This window comes from Leclercia sp. LSNIH8, from assembly GCF_002920195.1.
GTDB lineage: Bacteria > Pseudomonadota > Gammaproteobacteria > Enterobacterales > Enterobacteriaceae > Enterobacter.
Genome location: NZ_PQJY01000007.1, coordinates 184,889 through 201,195 on the forward strand (window position 1 = coordinate 184,889; position 16,307 = coordinate 201,195).

Sequence of the window (16,307 nt, forward strand, 5' to 3'; positions counted from 1 at the left end):
CTCGTGGTCGCTACCTATAATTGACTGGAATAACAGGCTAAGTATAGATAGTGTAGCCCGGTTTTTGATGCTAAATAAAATATAATGGGTACACCCTCAATTAAGCATCATTAGTTATAAAGTGCAGCTGTGGCTTTTAGTATATCGGCGAATGAGTAAATATCATCGACAGACGCGATAGGATGTCGTGTTTCATTTTTTTCAATATCAAAAAGGCCTATGTATTTTTGTGTGCGATTAAAATGCAAGCGGCATATAGGTTTACGGTTATTATCATCCACTAAAATACCAAAGTAGCTTTTAGTATCTCTATGGGTTATTCGCGGAGCATCAAGTACAGCTCTGGTTATTGCTTTTACAATGTGGAATCCTTCGAGTTCTTCATCGGTTGTTACAACGTCAGTATCTTCTTTTTCGATAATGCTGGATGATTCTTCCGAATGCATTTCTGGTCCAGAATTAACCTCTAAAGGTGCAGTTCCAGTTATAGCTGATTTCAGTCTTTCATTAACTTGATCATTGATATACTGACTGGCGGCTTTCTTAGTCAAAGTCAGGAATAATTCTCTAACTTTTTGTGTTAAAATTCCATCATAAACTCTAGATGCAAAGAATTTAACAAATTCATCTTCAGGACTATTAAGTTGTGTGTGTAGTATTTTTTTAATTTGGCTAACGTATTTAAGTTCGCCTGCTGCGTTTATTATTGATTCTAAGTCAAAAGATGATTTTGTTAATTTATTGAGTTCTGGGATGATATTTTCATCTATTTCTAATAAATCAACTTCTAAAAATGGCTTCTCATCCATTTTATTTGGTGCATCAAGATCTGTAAAAAATTTATAAATTTGACCATTTGTCAGAATTGAAATCCTGGCGTTAGTTACATGAAAATATCTGAAGAGTTGAGATGCATGATTAACATTTAGCGGCTCGCCTATTTTTTTACATTCGATGAGTATTTGTACTTCATCGTTCTTCATTATAGCATAATCAATTTTTTCACCCTTTTTTGTGCCTACGTCACAGACAAATTCAGGAATGACTTCCCTGGGGTCGAAAACATCATAGCCTAATACATTGTGAATAAATGGCATTACAAAAGCAGTTTTAGTCGCCTCTTCTGTTTCAATAGAGTTAATTTGCTGTTTTATTTTATTGGCTAAGGCATTTAGCCTTTCATTGAAATCCATGATAAGACCTTATTATTGCTGTGTGTATTGATGAGATAACATTAAAAGGCTTGATATTCAATATGGAAATTTAAACCTTTTCAGGAAATTAGATTTTCCGAGAAACAGCTCACAGATATTGAATAATTCATCTTAAAATGAATTAAACCCGACAATGTAGTCGGGTTTAATTGATCTTAAATAAAGCAAAAAAACGGCGTAGATGTTGAGGTCAACTCGCCTCATCCACCCAGATCCGCATCTCCCCTTCGCCCCGGTTAGCCCAGCTAAACCACGGAATAAAGGTTAGGGTCCGCGCCTGCTGCGTGGTAGGGGCGCGATCGTACTGCCACAGCGGTTGGTGTTCAGCGTCCGCGGCGTGGCGGGCATACCCTTGCGTCTGGATCAGTATCTTATGGGCAAAAATCCCTTTGCCTTCAACGAGCCTGAATTCGCTGTCGGCTGGCAGGGTAAGGTTGTGCAGCCCCGCACCGTTATCCGCCTCTTCAAGACAGTAGACCAGCGGTCCGCGCTGCAAAGCTACTTTTCCGGCCTGCTGGCGCACCTGCGGATTACCGTAAACCCGGCGGACCGGCATCGGCAGGGTTAACACCAGCTTATCGCCTTTCTGCCAGCGGCGGGTCAGGTAGATATAGCCCTGACGCATCTCACCCGTGATGGGTTTGCCATTCAGCGTGAGCTGTGGGTTGTCGCACCAGTCCGGCACACGTAAGGCCAGGGTATAGTCGACGTCCACCGAGGAGGCGATCTCAATGACGACCTGCTCCTGCCACGGGTAGTTGCCGCTGATCCGCAGCTGCAACTCCTGCTCACCCACCGGGAAAGCCATGCTGTTGCCGATGTAGAGGTTGATAAAGAGGGCATCGTCGCGAACGGTATAAATGTAGTGACCAATCGAGGCCAGAACGCGGGCGATGTTCGGCGGGCAGCAGGCGCAGCCGAACCAGCGCTGGCGAACCGGCTTCACGTGATCGTAGATATGGTTAAATTTCAACGTCTTCGGATGCACTTCCAGCGGGTTGACGTAGAAGAAGTGTTTTCCGTCCAGCGCCATGCCGCCAAGCACGGTGTTGTACAGCGCCCGCTCCATGACGTCGGCGTACTGGCTGTTGGCTTCCATTTCCAGCATGCGACGGGCAAACATCATCAGGCCGATGGAGGCGCAGCTCTCGGCATAGACGGTGTCGTTCGGCAGATCGTAATCGCTGCTGAAGGCTTCGCCGCTGCTCTGGGAACCAATCCCGCCGGTAATATAGAGCTGGCGCTGGGCCATGTTGTTCCACAGGCGCAGGCAGTCCTGGCGTTTACTCTCGTCCTGGCTCAGACGGGCCAGGTGCGCGACGCCGGTCATCAGATAGACGAAACGCACCGCATGACCAATCGCCGTTTGCTGTTCCGCCAGCGGCTGATGCGCCTGGCTGTAGGCTTTATCCTGTACCATCCACGCCGGGCCATAGGTGTTCCAGTACGAGGTTTTGCCCCGCTTTTCATATTCGATGTCGTAGTAGTGCGGCTGGGTGCCACGCGCTTCGACGAAATATTTCGCCAGCGCCAGGTAGCGCGGCTCCTGGGTGACATCAAACAGGCGCATCAGCGCCAGCTCGATCTCCGGGTGGCCGGGATAGCCGTGCAGCTGCTGCTCGCCCGGACCAAAGACGCTGTCGATATGGTCGGCCAGCTTACAGACCACCTCCAGCAGACGGCGTTTGCCGGTGCCCTGGAACCAGGCCACGCCCGCTTCAATCATATGCCCGGCGCAGTAAAGCTCGTGGCACTCCGCCAGGTTTGTCCAGCGCTCCTCCGGCGCTTTTACCGTGAACCAGGTGTTGAGATAGCCATCGTCGCACTGCGCGGCGGCTACCAGCTCAATCACCTCATCGGCGGTTTTTTCCAGCTCCGCGTCGGGCTTCTGGCACAGCGACCAGGCGACCGCCTCCAGCCATTTCGCCACGTCGCTGTCCTGAAAGACCATCCCGTAGAATTCACCATTTTGCTGACCTGCCGCGATGCGAAAGTTACTGATGGCATGGCTCGGTTCAGCCTCCTCAATGCGATCGTTCAGGGCATCCCACTGGTAGGGGATAACCACATCGCGCACCAGCTGTTGATACTGACCCAGAAAAGGGTCGCTGATTTTCAGTTTATGCAGGTCGGGTTCCATTATGGACATCATGTTCTCCTCAGGCGTGAGCGTGACGCTGGCGCAGGTCGGTGGCAATGCGCGTCATCATCGGGTTATTGAGTCGGCACTTGCGGATCGCTAACGCCAGCAGCAGATGGAAAAGGGCGGGCAGCAGGGTCTCCATGGCGGTAATGCCCTGTAATGAGGCGGGCGTCTGGTTGCCCGCGCCCGGCTGGTAGGCGACGAAAATAAACACCAGGCTGATGATCCCGGCGCTGGAAGCCCAGGCCAGCTTGATGAAAAAGAGGTTAAAGGCGAAGTTCATGCCGGAGGAGCGTACGCGAGTTTTCCACTCGCCGTAGTCGTCGGCAAAGGCCATCAGCGCGAAGTGCAGCGGCAGGGTAAAACCGAGGATCACGCCGTTCGCCAGAATAACCACCAGCCACAGGGTCTGGTAAGCCGGACCGCCGGGCAGGAACCACATCCCCACCGCCAGGGCTGCCAGCACCAGGTTGGTGTAGTAGTAAAGTTTGACGGTGTCGCTGCGACGCGACAGCAGGTTAACGATCACCGCGCCCAGAATGGAGGCAAAGGTCACCATCGTGAAGAAGAGCGAGGTGTAGGCGGTGCTCCCTTCCAGCACGTAAGTGATGAAATACATGTAGCCGCCGCCACGAATGTTGAAGACGTTAATCAGCAGGAAAGACATCACCAGCATCAGCAGCAGCTGGTCGTTTTTACGCAGACCGGCGAGGTGCTCCTTAAGGGTAAATTTTCCCATCATCGCCAGCGGTACGCGCTCGCGAACCCAGAAGAAGCAGCACAGGAACATCACCACCGCAATGGCGCACAGCACACCCACGCCGAACTGATATCCCTGTGCCACGTTGCCCTGGCCGAGAAGTTCAACCAGCCAAGGCAGGCCAACGGAGACCAGAAAACCGGCCACGCCGCACAGCACAAAACGCCATGACTGGCAGGAGATCACTTCGCTGTGGCGGGTGGTCATGGTGTTGATCAGCGCGCAATAGGGCACGTTGATGGCGGTATAGCCCACCGAGAGCAGCAGATAGGTGCCGAAGGCCCAGGCGATTTTGACTCCCATGCCCGCGTCCGGCACGGTGAAGGTCAGCACGCCGATAATGCCAATCGGCAGGGCGACCCACAGCTGCCAGGGGCGAAAGCGTCCCCAGCGGCTCTGGGTACGGTCGGCGATGATCCCCATCACCGGGTCGGATATCGCGTCGAAGATGCGCAGGGCGATAAACAGCGTGCCGACCAGCGCCGGGGTTAAGCCAAAGACATCGGTATAGAAAAAAGTGAGAAAGTTCATGATCAAACAGGTGATCACCGTGCCGCCGGCATCACCCAGGCCGTAGCCTATTTTTTCTCGCACCGTCAGGCGATCGTTGATGGCCTGCTGGGCGATCTCTGTCTGTGTAATCGGGGTGGAAGTCATGAGGTAACTCCTCGGGTTATTGGATTTTTTATGTTGTTTTGCAGAGTACCTGACTAATTTTGCACTGTTCCCTGGGGGCAACAAGGGAAGGGAAAAGTATAAAAAGGTGACGATTCCGACCTTGTTCGTAAAATGTGATTTTGATCGGGACGAATGACAAATAGCTGTTAATAATCAGTGATAAAGAGAAAGAATCTGCTCATAAATAGCGAGAAATTGAATAACCATGTTCGAATTATCCATAGCGCTTCCGATCAGGGTGCAGAATGGCGGCTATTTTATCTCCCGGGGCGTCGGGCGACATCCGGCGCGCAGGCTCGACTCCTGGGAGGTCATCTTTGTGGAAAAGGGGACATTAACGATCCAGGAGGATACGACGCTGTTTGAGGTCCATGCCGGAGAAAGTCTGCTCCTCTGGCCGCATCGTCGGCATAAGGGCATCGAGGATTTTCCCGCCGATTTACGCTTTTACTGGCTGCATTTTGAAGTTCACGAGCAGGCCGCGCCGTCATCACTAAGCACGCTGCTGTCGGTGCAGCAGCACGGCAAAACCGGCGATCCGCAGGCAATGATTGCCCTGTTCCGGCAATTTCTGACCGAACAGGAGAAGCTCCAGCGCAGCCCGGCGCTGGAATTTATTCTGCTGCTGATCCTGCAACAGCTCTCAGTCATGCCCGGGCAGGAGCTCGCCTCGGACGAAGCGGGCGTCAGCCTGGCATGGAAGGCGCGGCAACTGATCAGCACGCAGTTTCACCGGCCGCTCTCTACGTCGCAGCTTGCCCGGGAGCTGCACTGCAACGCCGATTATCTGGGGCGGGTGTTTCGTCGGGTCTTTCATCTGACGCTCACCGAGGCTATCCACCGTCAGCGCGTCCGGGCCGCGGAGAAGTTACTGCTTAATGATGCCGTGTCGCTCAAGGAGGTGGCGGTGCGCTGCGGGTTTAACGACACCGGATATTTCCGGCAAATTTTTCGTAAGCATACCGGGTTAACGCCCGGCGTCTGGAAACGCCGCTACTGCAAGGAGCACATCAATTCCGCCTGAGCGCTGTGGCAAATGGCCAGTATTCGCGGCAGGGTGCACAAAAGTGACTTTTTGCCCCGTCTGATCAAAGCGCGTGCCCTGAACACTCTGGCAACCTGACTTTTTCAACAAGGATGGAGCAGGCGATGAACCCGTTTATTGTTGCGGACCCGGCGAAATGTATTGGCTGTCGCACCTGCGAAGTGGCCTGCGTGGTCTCGCACCAGGAGAATCAGAATTGTGCCGCTGTGACGGCAAAGACCTTTACCTCCCGCATCCGGGTGGTGAAAGGCGGGACGTTCACTACGGCGGTTACTTGCCACCAGTGTGAAGATGCCCCCTGCGCCAACGTCTGCCCGACGCAGGCGATCCAGCGTGAGCAGGGGGTCTGGCGGGTGGAGCAACAGCGCTGTATCGGCTGTAAAAGCTGCATGATTGCCTGCCCGTTCGGGGCGATGCAGGTGACGGGAGAGGCAGAAGCGGTGCAGGCACTGAAGTGCGACCGTTGCGCGCACCGCGAAGGTGGACCCGCCTGCGTGGAGGCCTGTCCAACCCGCGCGTTAAGTTGCGTCGATCCTGCCAGATTACGTGCCGAACGGCTGCGTTATCTGGCATAAATCCTTACTGACCGTTTTCCCGCCAGGCGAGGTCGATCTCCTCGGCGAGGATCTTCACGCCCGCTTCGATTTTTTCCGGGTCCGGGACATAGTTCATGCGCATGCACTGGTGGGTATGCGGCCACGGCTTGTCCAGCCCCGGGAAGAAGTAATCCCCCGGCACCATCAATACTCCGCGCTTTTTCAGACGCTGATAGAGCAGCTCGGTGGTGATCGGTAGATCCTTAAACCACAGCCAGAGGAAAATTGCCCCTTCGGGTTTGTGGATCAGACAGCGCTCTTCCGGGAGATAACGGCGGATAGTCGCAATGGTCTCCTGGACGCGCTGATAGTAGAAGGGCTTAATCACCTCGTTGGACAGGCGCAGCAGATCGTTGCGCTTAATCATCTCGCACATCATTGCCGGGCCGATCCCGCCAGGGGAGAGGCTGATGATGCCGTTCATGTTGGTGATAGCGGTGATGATTTTCTCATTGGCGATGATAATCCCGCAGCGGCTACCCGGCAGACCCAGCTTGGAGAGGCTCATGCACAGGACAATGTTCGGGTTCCACAGCGGACGCGCTTCGCTGAAGATAATGCCCGGGAAGGGCACCCCATAGGCGTTATCAATCACCAGCGGAATGTCATGCTGGTTCGCCAGCGCATCCAGCTTAATCAGCTCTTCATCGGTGATGACGTTGCCGGTCGGGTTGGTGGGGCGCGAGACGCAGATCATCCCGGTCTCTTCGCCAATATGCAGATGCTCAAAATCGACGTGATACTTGAACTGGCCTTCCGGCAGTAGCTCGATGTTCGGGCGCGCGGCGACGAAAAGATCGTCCTCAAGGCCGGAGTCGGCATAACCGATGTACTCCGGCGTCAGCGGGAAGAGCACTTTTTTGGTGGTGCCGTCGGCACGTCGTCCCGCGAAGAGGTTAAATAAGTAGAAAAACGCGCTCTGGCTGCCATTTGTCAGAGCAATGTTCTGTGGATCAATCTCCCAGCCGAGGGTGTCGCGCAGCATCTCCGCAAGGGCAGCGAGCAGCTCGGTTTTGCCCTGCGGGCCGTCGTAATTGCACAGCGCATCTCTGGCTTTGCCATTTTCCAGCATGTCTGCGAGGAGCGTCTGAAAATAGGCGTTCATCTCGGGGATTTGTGCCGGGTTACCGCCGCCGAGCATGATGGCGCCCGGTGTGCGCAGCCCGTCGTTGAGATCCTCCATCAGGCGGGTAATGCCTGAATGGCGGGTGAATTTGTCGCCGAAAAGTGAAAAAGTCATAGCAGGTGATCTGTCGAGCGTGTTCTAAGTGTGGCTCACCATAACGCTACAGCTGCGCAGGTGCAAATCAGCGTCGAAACGAAGATGTGTGACTTTATGTTGTTAGTTTGCCATCAGGCAGCAAGTTATCCTGCTTCCCTCTCCCGTGGGAGAGGGATTTTGCCCCTGCCGATCAGTGATTGCCTGCCCACACCACCATCACTTTGTCGCCCTGATGCTCGCGTACAAAGCCGTAGCCCTGAGGCAAGGTTAACGTGGTTTGTCTGCCTTCACCGATCGCCGGATGGCGGGCGCGGAACTGCCCGAGCCGCTGCCAGTGGGCGACGGTTGCAGCCTGCGCGCCGCTGATATCCTGCCAGTTCATGTCCGAGCGCGTGCCCTGTAAAGGATCGGAACCCGTCGGGCCGAACGGTCTTGCAGATTCATCGCCATAAAAGATCTGCACGCTGCCCGGCGCCAGCAACAGCAGCTCTGCCGCACGCTGGTCACCCTCGCGGAACAGACGGGTGTCATGGGAGGAGAGATAGCTCAGGACGTTAAAGCTCTGCAGCTTTTCCGCCATCTGCTGCCAGGTCAGGTCGATGTCGGCCAGGCAATCTACCGCTTTGGCCGCCTGCTCCTGGTAATCAAAATTGATCATCGCATCGAAGCCGTGACGGTAGTAATCGCTCTGCATTACCCCGTGCCCCCAGGATTCACCGGTCATCCAGAACGGGGCATCGTCGAGTTTTTTCTCCGGGTTGGCCGCTTTCCATGCTTTAAGGGCATCGCTGGCCTGGTCTTTCAGCTGCTGCCAGCCCGCCAGCTCAACATGCTTGGCGGTATCTACGCGGAAACCGTCGATGCCGTATTCACGCACCCACTGACTCAGCCAGTGGGTGAGGTAATCCCGGGGCGTGTAACCGTCAATGGCCTTCGCCCGGGTGTCGGGCTTGTGGCGATAAAAATTCGGTAAGCCTGATGAGGTGGTCGATTCCGTTTTCAGGTCCGGCAGGAAGGCCAGCGACATGGTCAGATCGTCGAAGCCGGGGTTGTCATAATCACCGATATCGGTGCGTACCCACTTCTTGCCCCACCAGTTTTCCCAGCCCGCTTTATCGCTGAAGTTGATGTAGTCATTAAAGCTGTGCCAGCTCTGTCCGGTGCCCGGTTTCCAGTCGGTCCAGCGTTCGCCGAGGGTTTTCTTCAGCTCTTCGCCCTGCAGATAGAGCGACCCGAACTGGTACTCCTGCATATCGGCCAGCGTCGCGTAACCGGTGTGGTTCATCACCACGTCAAAGAGGATGCGAATCCCCCGGTGATGGGCTTCATCCACCAGCTGACGTAAATCATCCTCCGTACCCATGTTGGCATCGAGCCGGGTCCAGTCCTGAGTGTAATAACCGTGATAGGCGTAATGGGGGAAATCGCCTTTCGTTCCGCCGCCGACCCAGCCGTGGATCTGCTCCAGCGGGGAGCTGATCCACAGGGCGTTAACGCCAAGCTGTTGCAGATAATCCAGTTTGCTGGTGAGCCCTTTCAGGTCGCCGCCGTGGAAGGTGCCGATCTCCTGCATGCCATCTTTATGGCGCCCGTAGCTGTTGTCATTGGCCGGATCGCCATTCTCAAACCGGTCGGTGAGAACAAAATAGACGGTGGCGTTTTGCCAGCTGAACGGGGCGGGCTTGTCCGTTTCTGCCCGCTCAAGTAACAGCAGGCCGTTGCTCCCCGGTGCGGGTTGCAGGGTAATTTTACCCTGCTGCACCGTCGCGGTCTGTTTGCTGTAAAAATCACGCACTACGCTCCCTTCCGGGAAGGTATTGCTGACATCGAGCGTTAACGGTTTGCCGTCCCATTTGGGACACTGGCGCACCACCGATGCCACCGCCTGTTCGCTGGCGCTGGCAACGGTCAACATCAGCGTTGGCGTGCCGGAGCGGGTATCAATTCGTGCCTGATAATCCCCGTCGCGGAAGATGCGCCACTGCGCCGGATCGCCTTCGCACGGCTTCAGTGACATCATCTCGTTGAGTTTTATGGCGTTAGTGGGTTGCCAGCACGCCTTGTCAAAACTCAACGTTAGCGGGCGGGTACCCTTCGTCAGCTTTGCCTGTGCCGTGAAGACCCCCGATCCTTCAGCGGTAAAGGCCGGAAAGCCGGGGGCGGACCAGTCGGCGCTGGCCAGTGCAGGCAAGAACAGAAGAGCGAGAGCAGAACGTTTCATACCATTTTCCTGTCACAGCATTTTGCTCAGTTTGCCATCTATTTTAGTGGGCAAACTCATCCCCTGGCGCTATCGCGCAGGGAGGAGCAAAGAGGGTGAGTGATCTCACGCTAAGTACGCTGTTTAACTGCGATATTGAGCACGTTTTCGCGAAAATGATGCTGAAACGCGCAGATTCCAGGTGACAGGGTTTCGGATTTGGACTATTTCTAAGGATGCTCTTCTCGTCTATTTTTGCTAGGATTTGAGATTCGCCTCTCAATTTTCGAAAAAAATAAGGTGTTGGAATGTTTCTATCCGACCAGGAGACCTAATGATATCGACTCCCATTCGACGATATGGGGCTGCGATACTCATGTTACTCACCACGGCATTTTCTGGTGGGGTGCTTGCAAAGACGCACACGGATACAACGAGTAAGAAAGCCCACGTCATAAAGACGACAACAAGTAGTAAGGTTAGCAGTAAACAAGAGTATTCTCGCAATAGTGCAAAGAGTAGTTCACTTCCTGATTTGCGAAAATACCCTTCCGGAACACCAAGGAAAAAAGCGTTTCTCCGGACGGTAATGCCTTACATCACAAGTCAAAATGCCGCGATTACGGCGGATCGTAACTGGCTTATTTCCAAGCAGTACGACAGCCGCTGGTCGCCGTCCGAGCGTGCGCGCCTGAAAGAGATAGCCAAAAACTATAAAGTGAGCTGGAACGGGAACACACGTCGTGTACCGTGGAACACCTTGCTTGAGCGTGTGGATATCATCCCAGGCAGCATGGTCGCAACGATGGCAGCAGCCGAAAGTGGCTGGGGCACCTCTAAGCTGGCCCGTAGCAATAACAACCTGTTCGGCATGAAATGTGCGAAAGGTCGTTGTACTAATGCGCCGGGCAAAGTGAAAGGCTACTCGCAGTTTGAATCGGTAAAAGATTCCGTGAATGCGTATGTTGTTAACCTGAACACGCATCCGGCCTATAAATCCTTCCGTAAGTCGCGCGCGCAGCTGCGTAAAGCAGACCAGGAAGTGACGGCGAGCAATATGATCCACAAGCTGAAAGGTTACTCAACCCAGGGCCAACGCTATAACAACTATCTGTTTGCGATGTACCAGGATAACCAGCGCTTAATTGCCGCTCATATGTAATCTTAAAAAAGGCCTTCCATCCGGAAGGCCTTTTTTATTTATATCAGTACTTCACTGTAGCGATCGCGATACTCTTTCGGCGTGGTGTCATACTCTTTTTTAAATACCGAATAGAAATACTGCAACGACGGATAACCGCACATCTGCGAAATCTCGTTAATGGAGAGCGAGGTCGAAATCAGCAGGCTGCGGGCTTTCTCCAGTTTTTCCGCATGGATAACCGCATGGATCGTCTCGCCCACCTCTTCTTTAAAGCGCTTCTCCAGATTTGAACGCGAAATCCCTACCGCATCCAGCACCTGATCCACTTTGATACCTTTGCAGGCGTGGTTACGAATGTAGTGCATGGCCTGAATGACGGCCGGGTCGTTCAGCGAGCGGTAATCCGTTGAGCGTCGCTCCACCACACGAACCGGTGGCACCAGCAGACGTTGCAGGGGAAGATTTTCGTTATCCAGCAGCCGGTGCAGCAGCTTGGCCGCCTGATAGCCCATCTGACGTGTGCCCTGCGCCACGGACGACAGCGCCACGCGTGACAGGTAGCGGGTGAGCTCTTCATTATCGATCCCGATGACGCACAGCTTTTCCGGCACCGGAATATGCAGATGTTCGCACACCTGCAGCACGTGCCGGGCGCGGGCATCGGTCACGGCGATAATGCCGGTCTGCGGTGGCAGGGTTTGCAGCCAGTCGGCGAGACGGTTCTGCGCGTGCTGCCAGTTTTCCGGGGCCGTTTCCAGCCCCTGATAAACCACGCCGCGATACTTCTCCTTTGCGACCAGCTGACAGAATGCGTATTCCCGTTCCGCCGCCCAACGTTTTCCGCTGGAGGTGGGCAGGCCATAAAAGGCGAAGCGGTGAACCCCTTTTTCTTTGAGATGGAGAAACGCGCTCTCTACCAGAGCGTGATTGTCGGTGGCGATATAGTGAACGGCAGGGTAGTGTTCCGGCTGGTGATAAGAGCCGCCGACGCCGACGATGGGCACATCGACATCGACCAGCAGTTGCTGGATAACGGCGTCGTCAAAATCCGCGATGACGCCGTCGCCCAGCCAGTCTTTGATATTTTCGATTCGCGTGCGGAAATCTTCTTCGATGAAAATATCCCACTCGGATTGCGACGCCTGCAAATATTCCCCAACGCCCTCAACGACCTGACGGTCATAAGCTTTGTTGGCATTGAATAACAACGTAATGCGGTGACGCTTCTCAAACATGGCGCTATTTTTCCAGTATCAGTGACAGATGAAAAGGCATCCTCAGGCGCGCCGTTTGGTAGCGGAATCCATCCATACCGCCAGCAACAAAATGGCACCCTTGACGATATACTGCCAGAATGTCGGGACGTCCATCATACTCATTCCGTTATCCAGCGACGCCATAATAAATGCCCCCATAACTGCCCCTGCGACGCTACCGACACCTCCTGCAAGGCTGGTTCCGCCGATGACACAGGCGGCGATGGCATCGAGTTCGGCAATATTCCCGGCAGACGGCGAGCCCGCACCCAGACGCGAGCTTAAGATCAGGCCCGCTACGGCAACCATCAGGCCGTTAATGGCAAAGACGGCAAGTTTGGTGCGTTCAACATTAATACCTGACAGACGTGCAGCCTCGAGGTTGCCGCCGATGGCATAAATACGCCGACCAAAGGCGGTGCGGGTCGCCATAAACATGCCTGCCAGTAATAACAGAACCAGTATCAGCACCTGCGTTGGCACGCCACGATAGTCGTTCAGCAGCCAGATTGCCCCCAGCACGATCACCGCCGTCAGCGCCTGACGCCCAACGACAGAGGTGGAAGGCGTTGTGGCTAACCCTAATGCCTGACGGCGCATTCTGCCGCGCCATTGCCAGGCAACAAACGCCATCAGGCCAATCGCGCCGAGGGTAAAACCCACTCCGCCGGAGAGATAGCTCTGCCCAATCTGGGACATGGAGGCGCTGGTGGGGGAGACGGTGGTGCCGTTGGTGATGCCAATCAGAATGCCACGGAAGGCCAGCATTCCCGCCAGCGTGACGATAAATGACGGTACTTTGCGGTAGGCCACCCACCAGCCGTTCCAGGTGCCGAGCAGCAAGCCGAGCAGCAGGGTGACCACGATAGTGAGCGGCAGCGGCCAGCCCAGCCAGACGTCGAAAATCGCCGCCACGCCCCCCAGCAGGCCCATCATTGAGCCCACGGAGAGGTCGATTTCCGCGGAGATAATCACAAACACCATTCCCACCGCCAGAATGCCGGTAATGGCGGTCTGGCGCAGCAGGTTGGAGACGTTACGCGCGCTGAGATAGGAGCCGTCGGTCATCCAGGTGAAGAACAGCATGATCGCCACGATAGCGGCAATCATGACAAACACCTGCAGATTGAGCGCTTTTAGCCCGGAAAACAGACCCGGTGCGGGTGCCGTGGCTTTTAACTCAGAGGGGTTGCTTTTCGACATGGCGTTCGCTCCTTAGTGCGGCTTCCATCACCTGTTCCTGCGTCAGGTTCTGGTTTATCAGGTTGGCTTTCAGTTTTCCTTCGTGCATCACCAGCACCCGGTCGCTCAGACCCAGCACTTCGGGCAGTTCCGAGGAGATCACAATCACCGCGATACCCTGCTGGACCAGCTGGTTGATCAGCTTGTAGATTTCATATTTCGCTCCGATGTCGATCCCGCGAGTGGGCTCATCGAGGATCAGGATGCGCGGGTTGAGTAACAGACAGCGGGCGAGGATCGCCTTCTGCTGATTGCCGCCGCTGAGACGACCAATGGCGAGATCCGGAGAGGAGGTTTTAACCTTCAGACGCTGCAGGGACTGCAGAATGCAGTGCTGCTCGGCGGCGTCGTCCAGGCTGCTCAGCGTGCCGCTGAACTGATCCAACGCGGCGAGGGTGATGTTTTTACCTACCGCCATTACCGGCACGATGCCGTCTTTCTTGCGATCTTCCGGCACCATCGCGATGCCGTGGGCAATGGCCTGCTGACAGTTTTTGATATCGACCTGCTGCCCGTCAATAAAGATGCTGCCTTCCCAGCGCCCGGGCCAGACCCCGAACAGGCACTGTACGGCCTCGGTGCGCCCGGCACCGACCAGACCGGCCACGCCAAGGATCTCACCGCGATGCAGGGAGAAGGAGACATCATTAACCCGTTTAATATGGCGATTCACCGGATGCCAGGCGGTAAGGTGCTCCACGCGCAGCACCTCTTCCCCCAGGGTGTGGGGTTCGTTCGGGTAGAGTGCGGTGAGCTCACGGCCCACCATCATGGTAATAATGTCGTCCTCGCTCATCCCCTGCGCTTCCCGGGTGCCGATATGCTGCCCGTCGCGAATTACGCACACCGTGTCCGAAATCGCTTTCACTTCGTTGAGCTTGTGGGAGATATAAATGCAGGCAATCCCGTGGTTTTGCAGGTCACGAATGATGTCCAGCAATACCGCGGTTTCCTGTTCCGTCAGCGATGCTGTTGGTTCATCGAGGATCAGCAGACGCACCTGTTTGTTCAGGGCCTTGGCGATCTCCACGAGTTGCTGCTGTCCCAGACCTAAATCACCCACCCGGGTGTCGGGGGAGATCGTCAGACTGACCTGCGCCAGCAGCTTTTCGCAGCGCAAGGTCATGGTGTCGTAATCCAGGACGCCGTGGTGGGTTATCTCGGCGCCGAGGAAGATATTTTCCAGCACGGTCAGATGCTTCACCAGCGCCAGCTCCTGGTGAATGATGGCGATCCCTTTGCGCTCGGTGTCGCGGATGTGTGTGGCCTGCAGCGTTTCGCCGGAAAAGACAATTTCACCCTCGTAGCTGCCGTGAGGATAGATGCCGCACAAAACCTTCATTAAGGTGGATTTTCCCGAGCCATTTTCGCCGCATAACGACATGATCTCGCCGGGGTTTAAGCGCAAGCTGACGTTGTCGACGGCCTTCACCGCGCCAAACGCTTTGGTGATACTTTTCATTTCAAGTAAATAAGACATAACTGCTCCACATGACCCGAAGGAAAACAGTACAAGTCGATGTGCCCCCGCAAGCCGGGGGCGATGATGGATTACAGTTCGCTCTTTTTATGGAAACCGTCTTTCACAACGGTGGCGTCAATGTTCTCTTTATTGACTTCGATAGGGGTGAGCAGTCGGGAAGGCACATCTTTCAGGCCGTTGTTTAAGCTGGCATCCGCTTTAGGCTGTTGGCCATTGCCGAGCTCAACGGCAATTTCTGCGGCGGTGGTGGCAAGCTCGGTGATCGGCTTATATACCGTCATGGTCTGGGTACCTGCCACAATACGTTTCACCCCGGCAAGGTCCGCATCCTGCCCGGAGATCGCCACTTTTCCGGCCAGTCCCTGGGCGCTGAGTGCCTGAATAGCGCCGCCTGCGGTCGCATCGTTAGAGGCCACTACGGCATCGATTTTGTTATTATTGGCGGTGAGGGCGTTTTCCATAATTTTTAACGCGTTTTCAGGTAACCAGCCGTCCGCCCACTGATCGCCAACGATCTTAATTTTGCCTTCATCAATATAGGGCTTCAGCACCTTCATCTGTCCGGCGCGGAAGAGTTTGGCGTTGTTATCCACCGGGGAGCCGCCCATCAGGAAGTAATTGCCCTGTGGTACTTTGGCGACCAGGCTTTGCGCCTGTAATTCGCCGACCTTTTCATTGTCGAAGGAAATATAATAATCAATGTCCGCATTATTAATCATGCGGTCGTAGGCCAGCACTTTAATCCTTTCGCGCTTGGCTTCTTTTACCACGTTACTTAAAACCTGACCGTTATAAGGAATAATAACCAGCACATCGACGCCGCGGTTTATCATATTTTCGATTTGCGACATTTGCGTTTCTTCATTGCCATTGGCAGACTGGACAAAAACTTTCGCACCTAATGCTTCTGCCTTATTGACAAAAATATCGCGATCTTTTTGCCAGCGCTCCAGACGGAGGTCATCTATCGCCATGCCGATTTTGACTTCTTTTGCATGACTCGCCGTACTCGCCAGCAGCAGCGATGCACAAAGAGTGAGGCACAGGTTCTTTATCTTCATAATTGTATTGCCTTTTGTAGGGTTAGGTTGCTGAGATAAAAGAAACAATCATTGCAAGAGACGTAGCAAATTCTTAACGGGGAATGGCAGGCTGGCAATTACAGATTTTTATCTTCTCGTTATGATATTTGGTTTATTTTCGAATTTATGACCGCGATCGAATTTTAAATTCTATAAGCTCTTAATTACACGTGATTATGGAATTTGTGCTGTGAAATTTGTTTGTCTGCAAATTGATTTTGCGAGCCAGCGCACGTTTGTGC

The 16,307-nt window shown here is 54.3% G+C and carries 12 protein-coding genes; 3 read left to right on the forward strand and 9 right to left on the reverse strand.

Annotated features, from left to right (window positions below):
* Nucleotides 1–110: 110 nt before the first annotated feature.
* The 3 genes from C3406_RS19295 to C3406_RS19305 form a co-directional block, all read right to left on the reverse strand.
* Entirely contained in the window at nucleotides 111–1,193 is a 1,083-nt protein-coding gene (locus tag C3406_RS19295; RefSeq protein WP_103824341.1) for a type I restriction endonuclease, read from the reverse strand.
* Nucleotides 1,194–1,404: 211 nt separating this feature from the next.
* Nucleotides 1,405–3,363, reverse strand: coding sequence for a glycoside hydrolase family 127 protein (locus C3406_RS19300; protein WP_103826498.1), 1,959 nt, complete (start codon nucleotides 3,361–3,363; stop codon nucleotides 1,405–1,407).
* A gap of 10 nt (nucleotides 3,364–3,373) precedes the next feature.
* Nucleotides 3,374–4,774 carry an MFS transporter gene (locus C3406_RS19305; protein ID WP_103824343.1) on the reverse strand — a complete coding sequence of 467 codons (1,401 nt, stop codon included), beginning with the start codon at nucleotides 4,772–4,774 and terminating at the stop codon, nucleotides 3,374–3,376.
* 226 nt (nucleotides 4,775–5,000) lie between these two features.
* Between C3406_RS19305 and C3406_RS19310 the strand changes: the two genes are divergently transcribed.
* Nucleotides 5,001–5,819, forward strand: a complete 819-nt coding sequence (locus C3406_RS19310; RefSeq protein WP_103824344.1) for an AraC family transcriptional regulator — start codon at nucleotides 5,001–5,003, stop codon at nucleotides 5,817–5,819.
* 125 nt (nucleotides 5,820–5,944) lie between these two features.
* A complete protein-coding gene (locus C3406_RS19315) occupies nucleotides 5,945–6,415 on the forward strand; it encodes a 4Fe-4S dicluster domain-containing protein (RefSeq protein ID WP_103824345.1) in 471 nt (156 codons plus the stop codon).
* 4 nt (nucleotides 6,416–6,419) lie between these two features.
* Here C3406_RS19315 and avtA read toward each other — a convergent pair whose 3' ends face one another.
* Together avtA and C3406_RS19325 are read right to left on the reverse strand one after the other, a co-directional pair.
* Nucleotides 6,420–7,676 carry a valine--pyruvate transaminase gene (gene avtA / locus C3406_RS19320; RefSeq protein WP_103177762.1) on the reverse strand — a complete coding sequence of 419 codons (1,257 nt, stop codon included), beginning with the start codon at nucleotides 7,674–7,676 and terminating at the stop codon, nucleotides 6,420–6,422.
* A gap of 172 nt (nucleotides 7,677–7,848) precedes the next feature.
* The gene (locus C3406_RS19325) at nucleotides 7,849–9,879 is read right to left on the reverse strand and encodes an alpha-amylase (protein WP_103824346.1); all 2,031 of its coding nucleotides are present in this window, start codon (nucleotides 9,877–9,879) and stop codon (nucleotides 7,849–7,851) included.
* 313 nt (nucleotides 9,880–10,192) lie between these two features.
* On the opposite strand from C3406_RS19325, the gene C3406_RS19335 reads away from it, so the two are divergent.
* Nucleotides 10,193–11,020, forward strand: coding sequence for a protein bax (locus C3406_RS19335; RefSeq protein ID WP_103824347.1), 828 nt, complete (start codon nucleotides 10,193–10,195; stop codon nucleotides 11,018–11,020).
* A gap of 38 nt (nucleotides 11,021–11,058) precedes the next feature.
* Here C3406_RS19335 and xylR read toward each other — a convergent pair whose 3' ends face one another.
* From xylR to xylF, 4 genes are all read right to left on the reverse strand, one after another.
* Complete coding sequence (gene xylR / locus C3406_RS19340; RefSeq protein WP_103177765.1) at nucleotides 11,059–12,237, reverse strand: D-xylose utilization transcriptional activator XylR; 1,179 nt, start codon at nucleotides 12,235–12,237, stop codon at nucleotides 11,059–11,061.
* Nucleotides 12,238–12,279: 42 nt separating this feature from the next.
* Nucleotides 12,280–13,461 (reverse strand): xylose ABC transporter permease XylH, encoded by a 1,182-nt coding sequence (gene xylH, locus C3406_RS19345; protein ID WP_103826499.1) that lies wholly within the window; start codon nucleotides 13,459–13,461, stop codon nucleotides 12,280–12,282.
* A complete protein-coding gene (locus C3406_RS19350) occupies nucleotides 13,439–14,980 on the reverse strand; it encodes a xylose ABC transporter ATP-binding protein (RefSeq protein WP_103824349.1) in 1,542 nt (513 codons plus the stop codon). Before C3406_RS19350 ends, xylH begins: the two co-directional genes overlap by 23 nt.
* A gap of 71 nt (nucleotides 14,981–15,051) precedes the next feature.
* Complete coding sequence (xylF, locus tag C3406_RS19355; protein WP_103824350.1) at nucleotides 15,052–16,044, reverse strand: D-xylose ABC transporter substrate-binding protein; 993 nt, start codon at nucleotides 16,042–16,044, stop codon at nucleotides 15,052–15,054.
* Between the last annotated feature and the right edge of the window lie 263 nt (nucleotides 16,045–16,307).

Coding starts and splice junctions, on each gene's coding strand:
- C3406_RS19315 (WP_103824345.1), top strand. CDS start 5,945: ATGAACCCGTTTATTGTTGCGGACCCGGCGAAATGTATTGGCTGTCGC.
- C3406_RS19335 (WP_103824347.1), top strand. CDS start 10,193: ATGATATCGACTCCCATTCGACGATATGGGGCTGCGATACTCATGTTA.
- C3406_RS19295 (WP_103824341.1), bottom strand. CDS start 1,193: ATGGATTTCAATGAAAGGCTAAATGCCTTAGCCAATAAAATAAAACAG.
- C3406_RS19325 (WP_103824346.1), bottom strand. CDS start 9,879: ATGAAACGTTCTGCTCTCGCTCTTCTGTTCTTGCCTGCACTGGCCAGC.
- C3406_RS19305 (WP_103824343.1), bottom strand. CDS start 4,774: ATGACTTCCACCCCGATTACACAGACAGAGATCGCCCAGCAGGCCATC.
- C3406_RS19350 (WP_103824349.1), bottom strand. CDS start 14,980: ATGTCTTATTTACTTGAAATGAAAAGTATCACCAAAGCGTTTGGCGCG.
- xylH (WP_103826499.1), bottom strand. CDS start 13,461: ATGTCGAAAAGCAACCCCTCTGAGTTAAAAGCCACGGCACCCGCACCG.
- xylR (WP_103177765.1), bottom strand. CDS start 12,237: ATGTTTGAGAAGCGTCACCGCATTACGTTGTTATTCAATGCCAACAAA.
- avtA (WP_103177762.1), bottom strand. CDS start 7,676: ATGACTTTTTCACTTTTCGGCGACAAATTCACCCGCCATTCAGGCATT.
- xylF (WP_103824350.1), bottom strand. CDS start 16,044: ATGAAGATAAAGAACCTGTGCCTCACTCTTTGTGCATCGCTGCTGCTG.
- C3406_RS19310 (WP_103824344.1), top strand. CDS start 5,001: ATGTTCGAATTATCCATAGCGCTTCCGATCAGGGTGCAGAATGGCGGC.
- C3406_RS19300 (WP_103826498.1), bottom strand. CDS start 3,363: ATGTCCATAATGGAACCCGACCTGCATAAACTGAAAATCAGCGACCCT.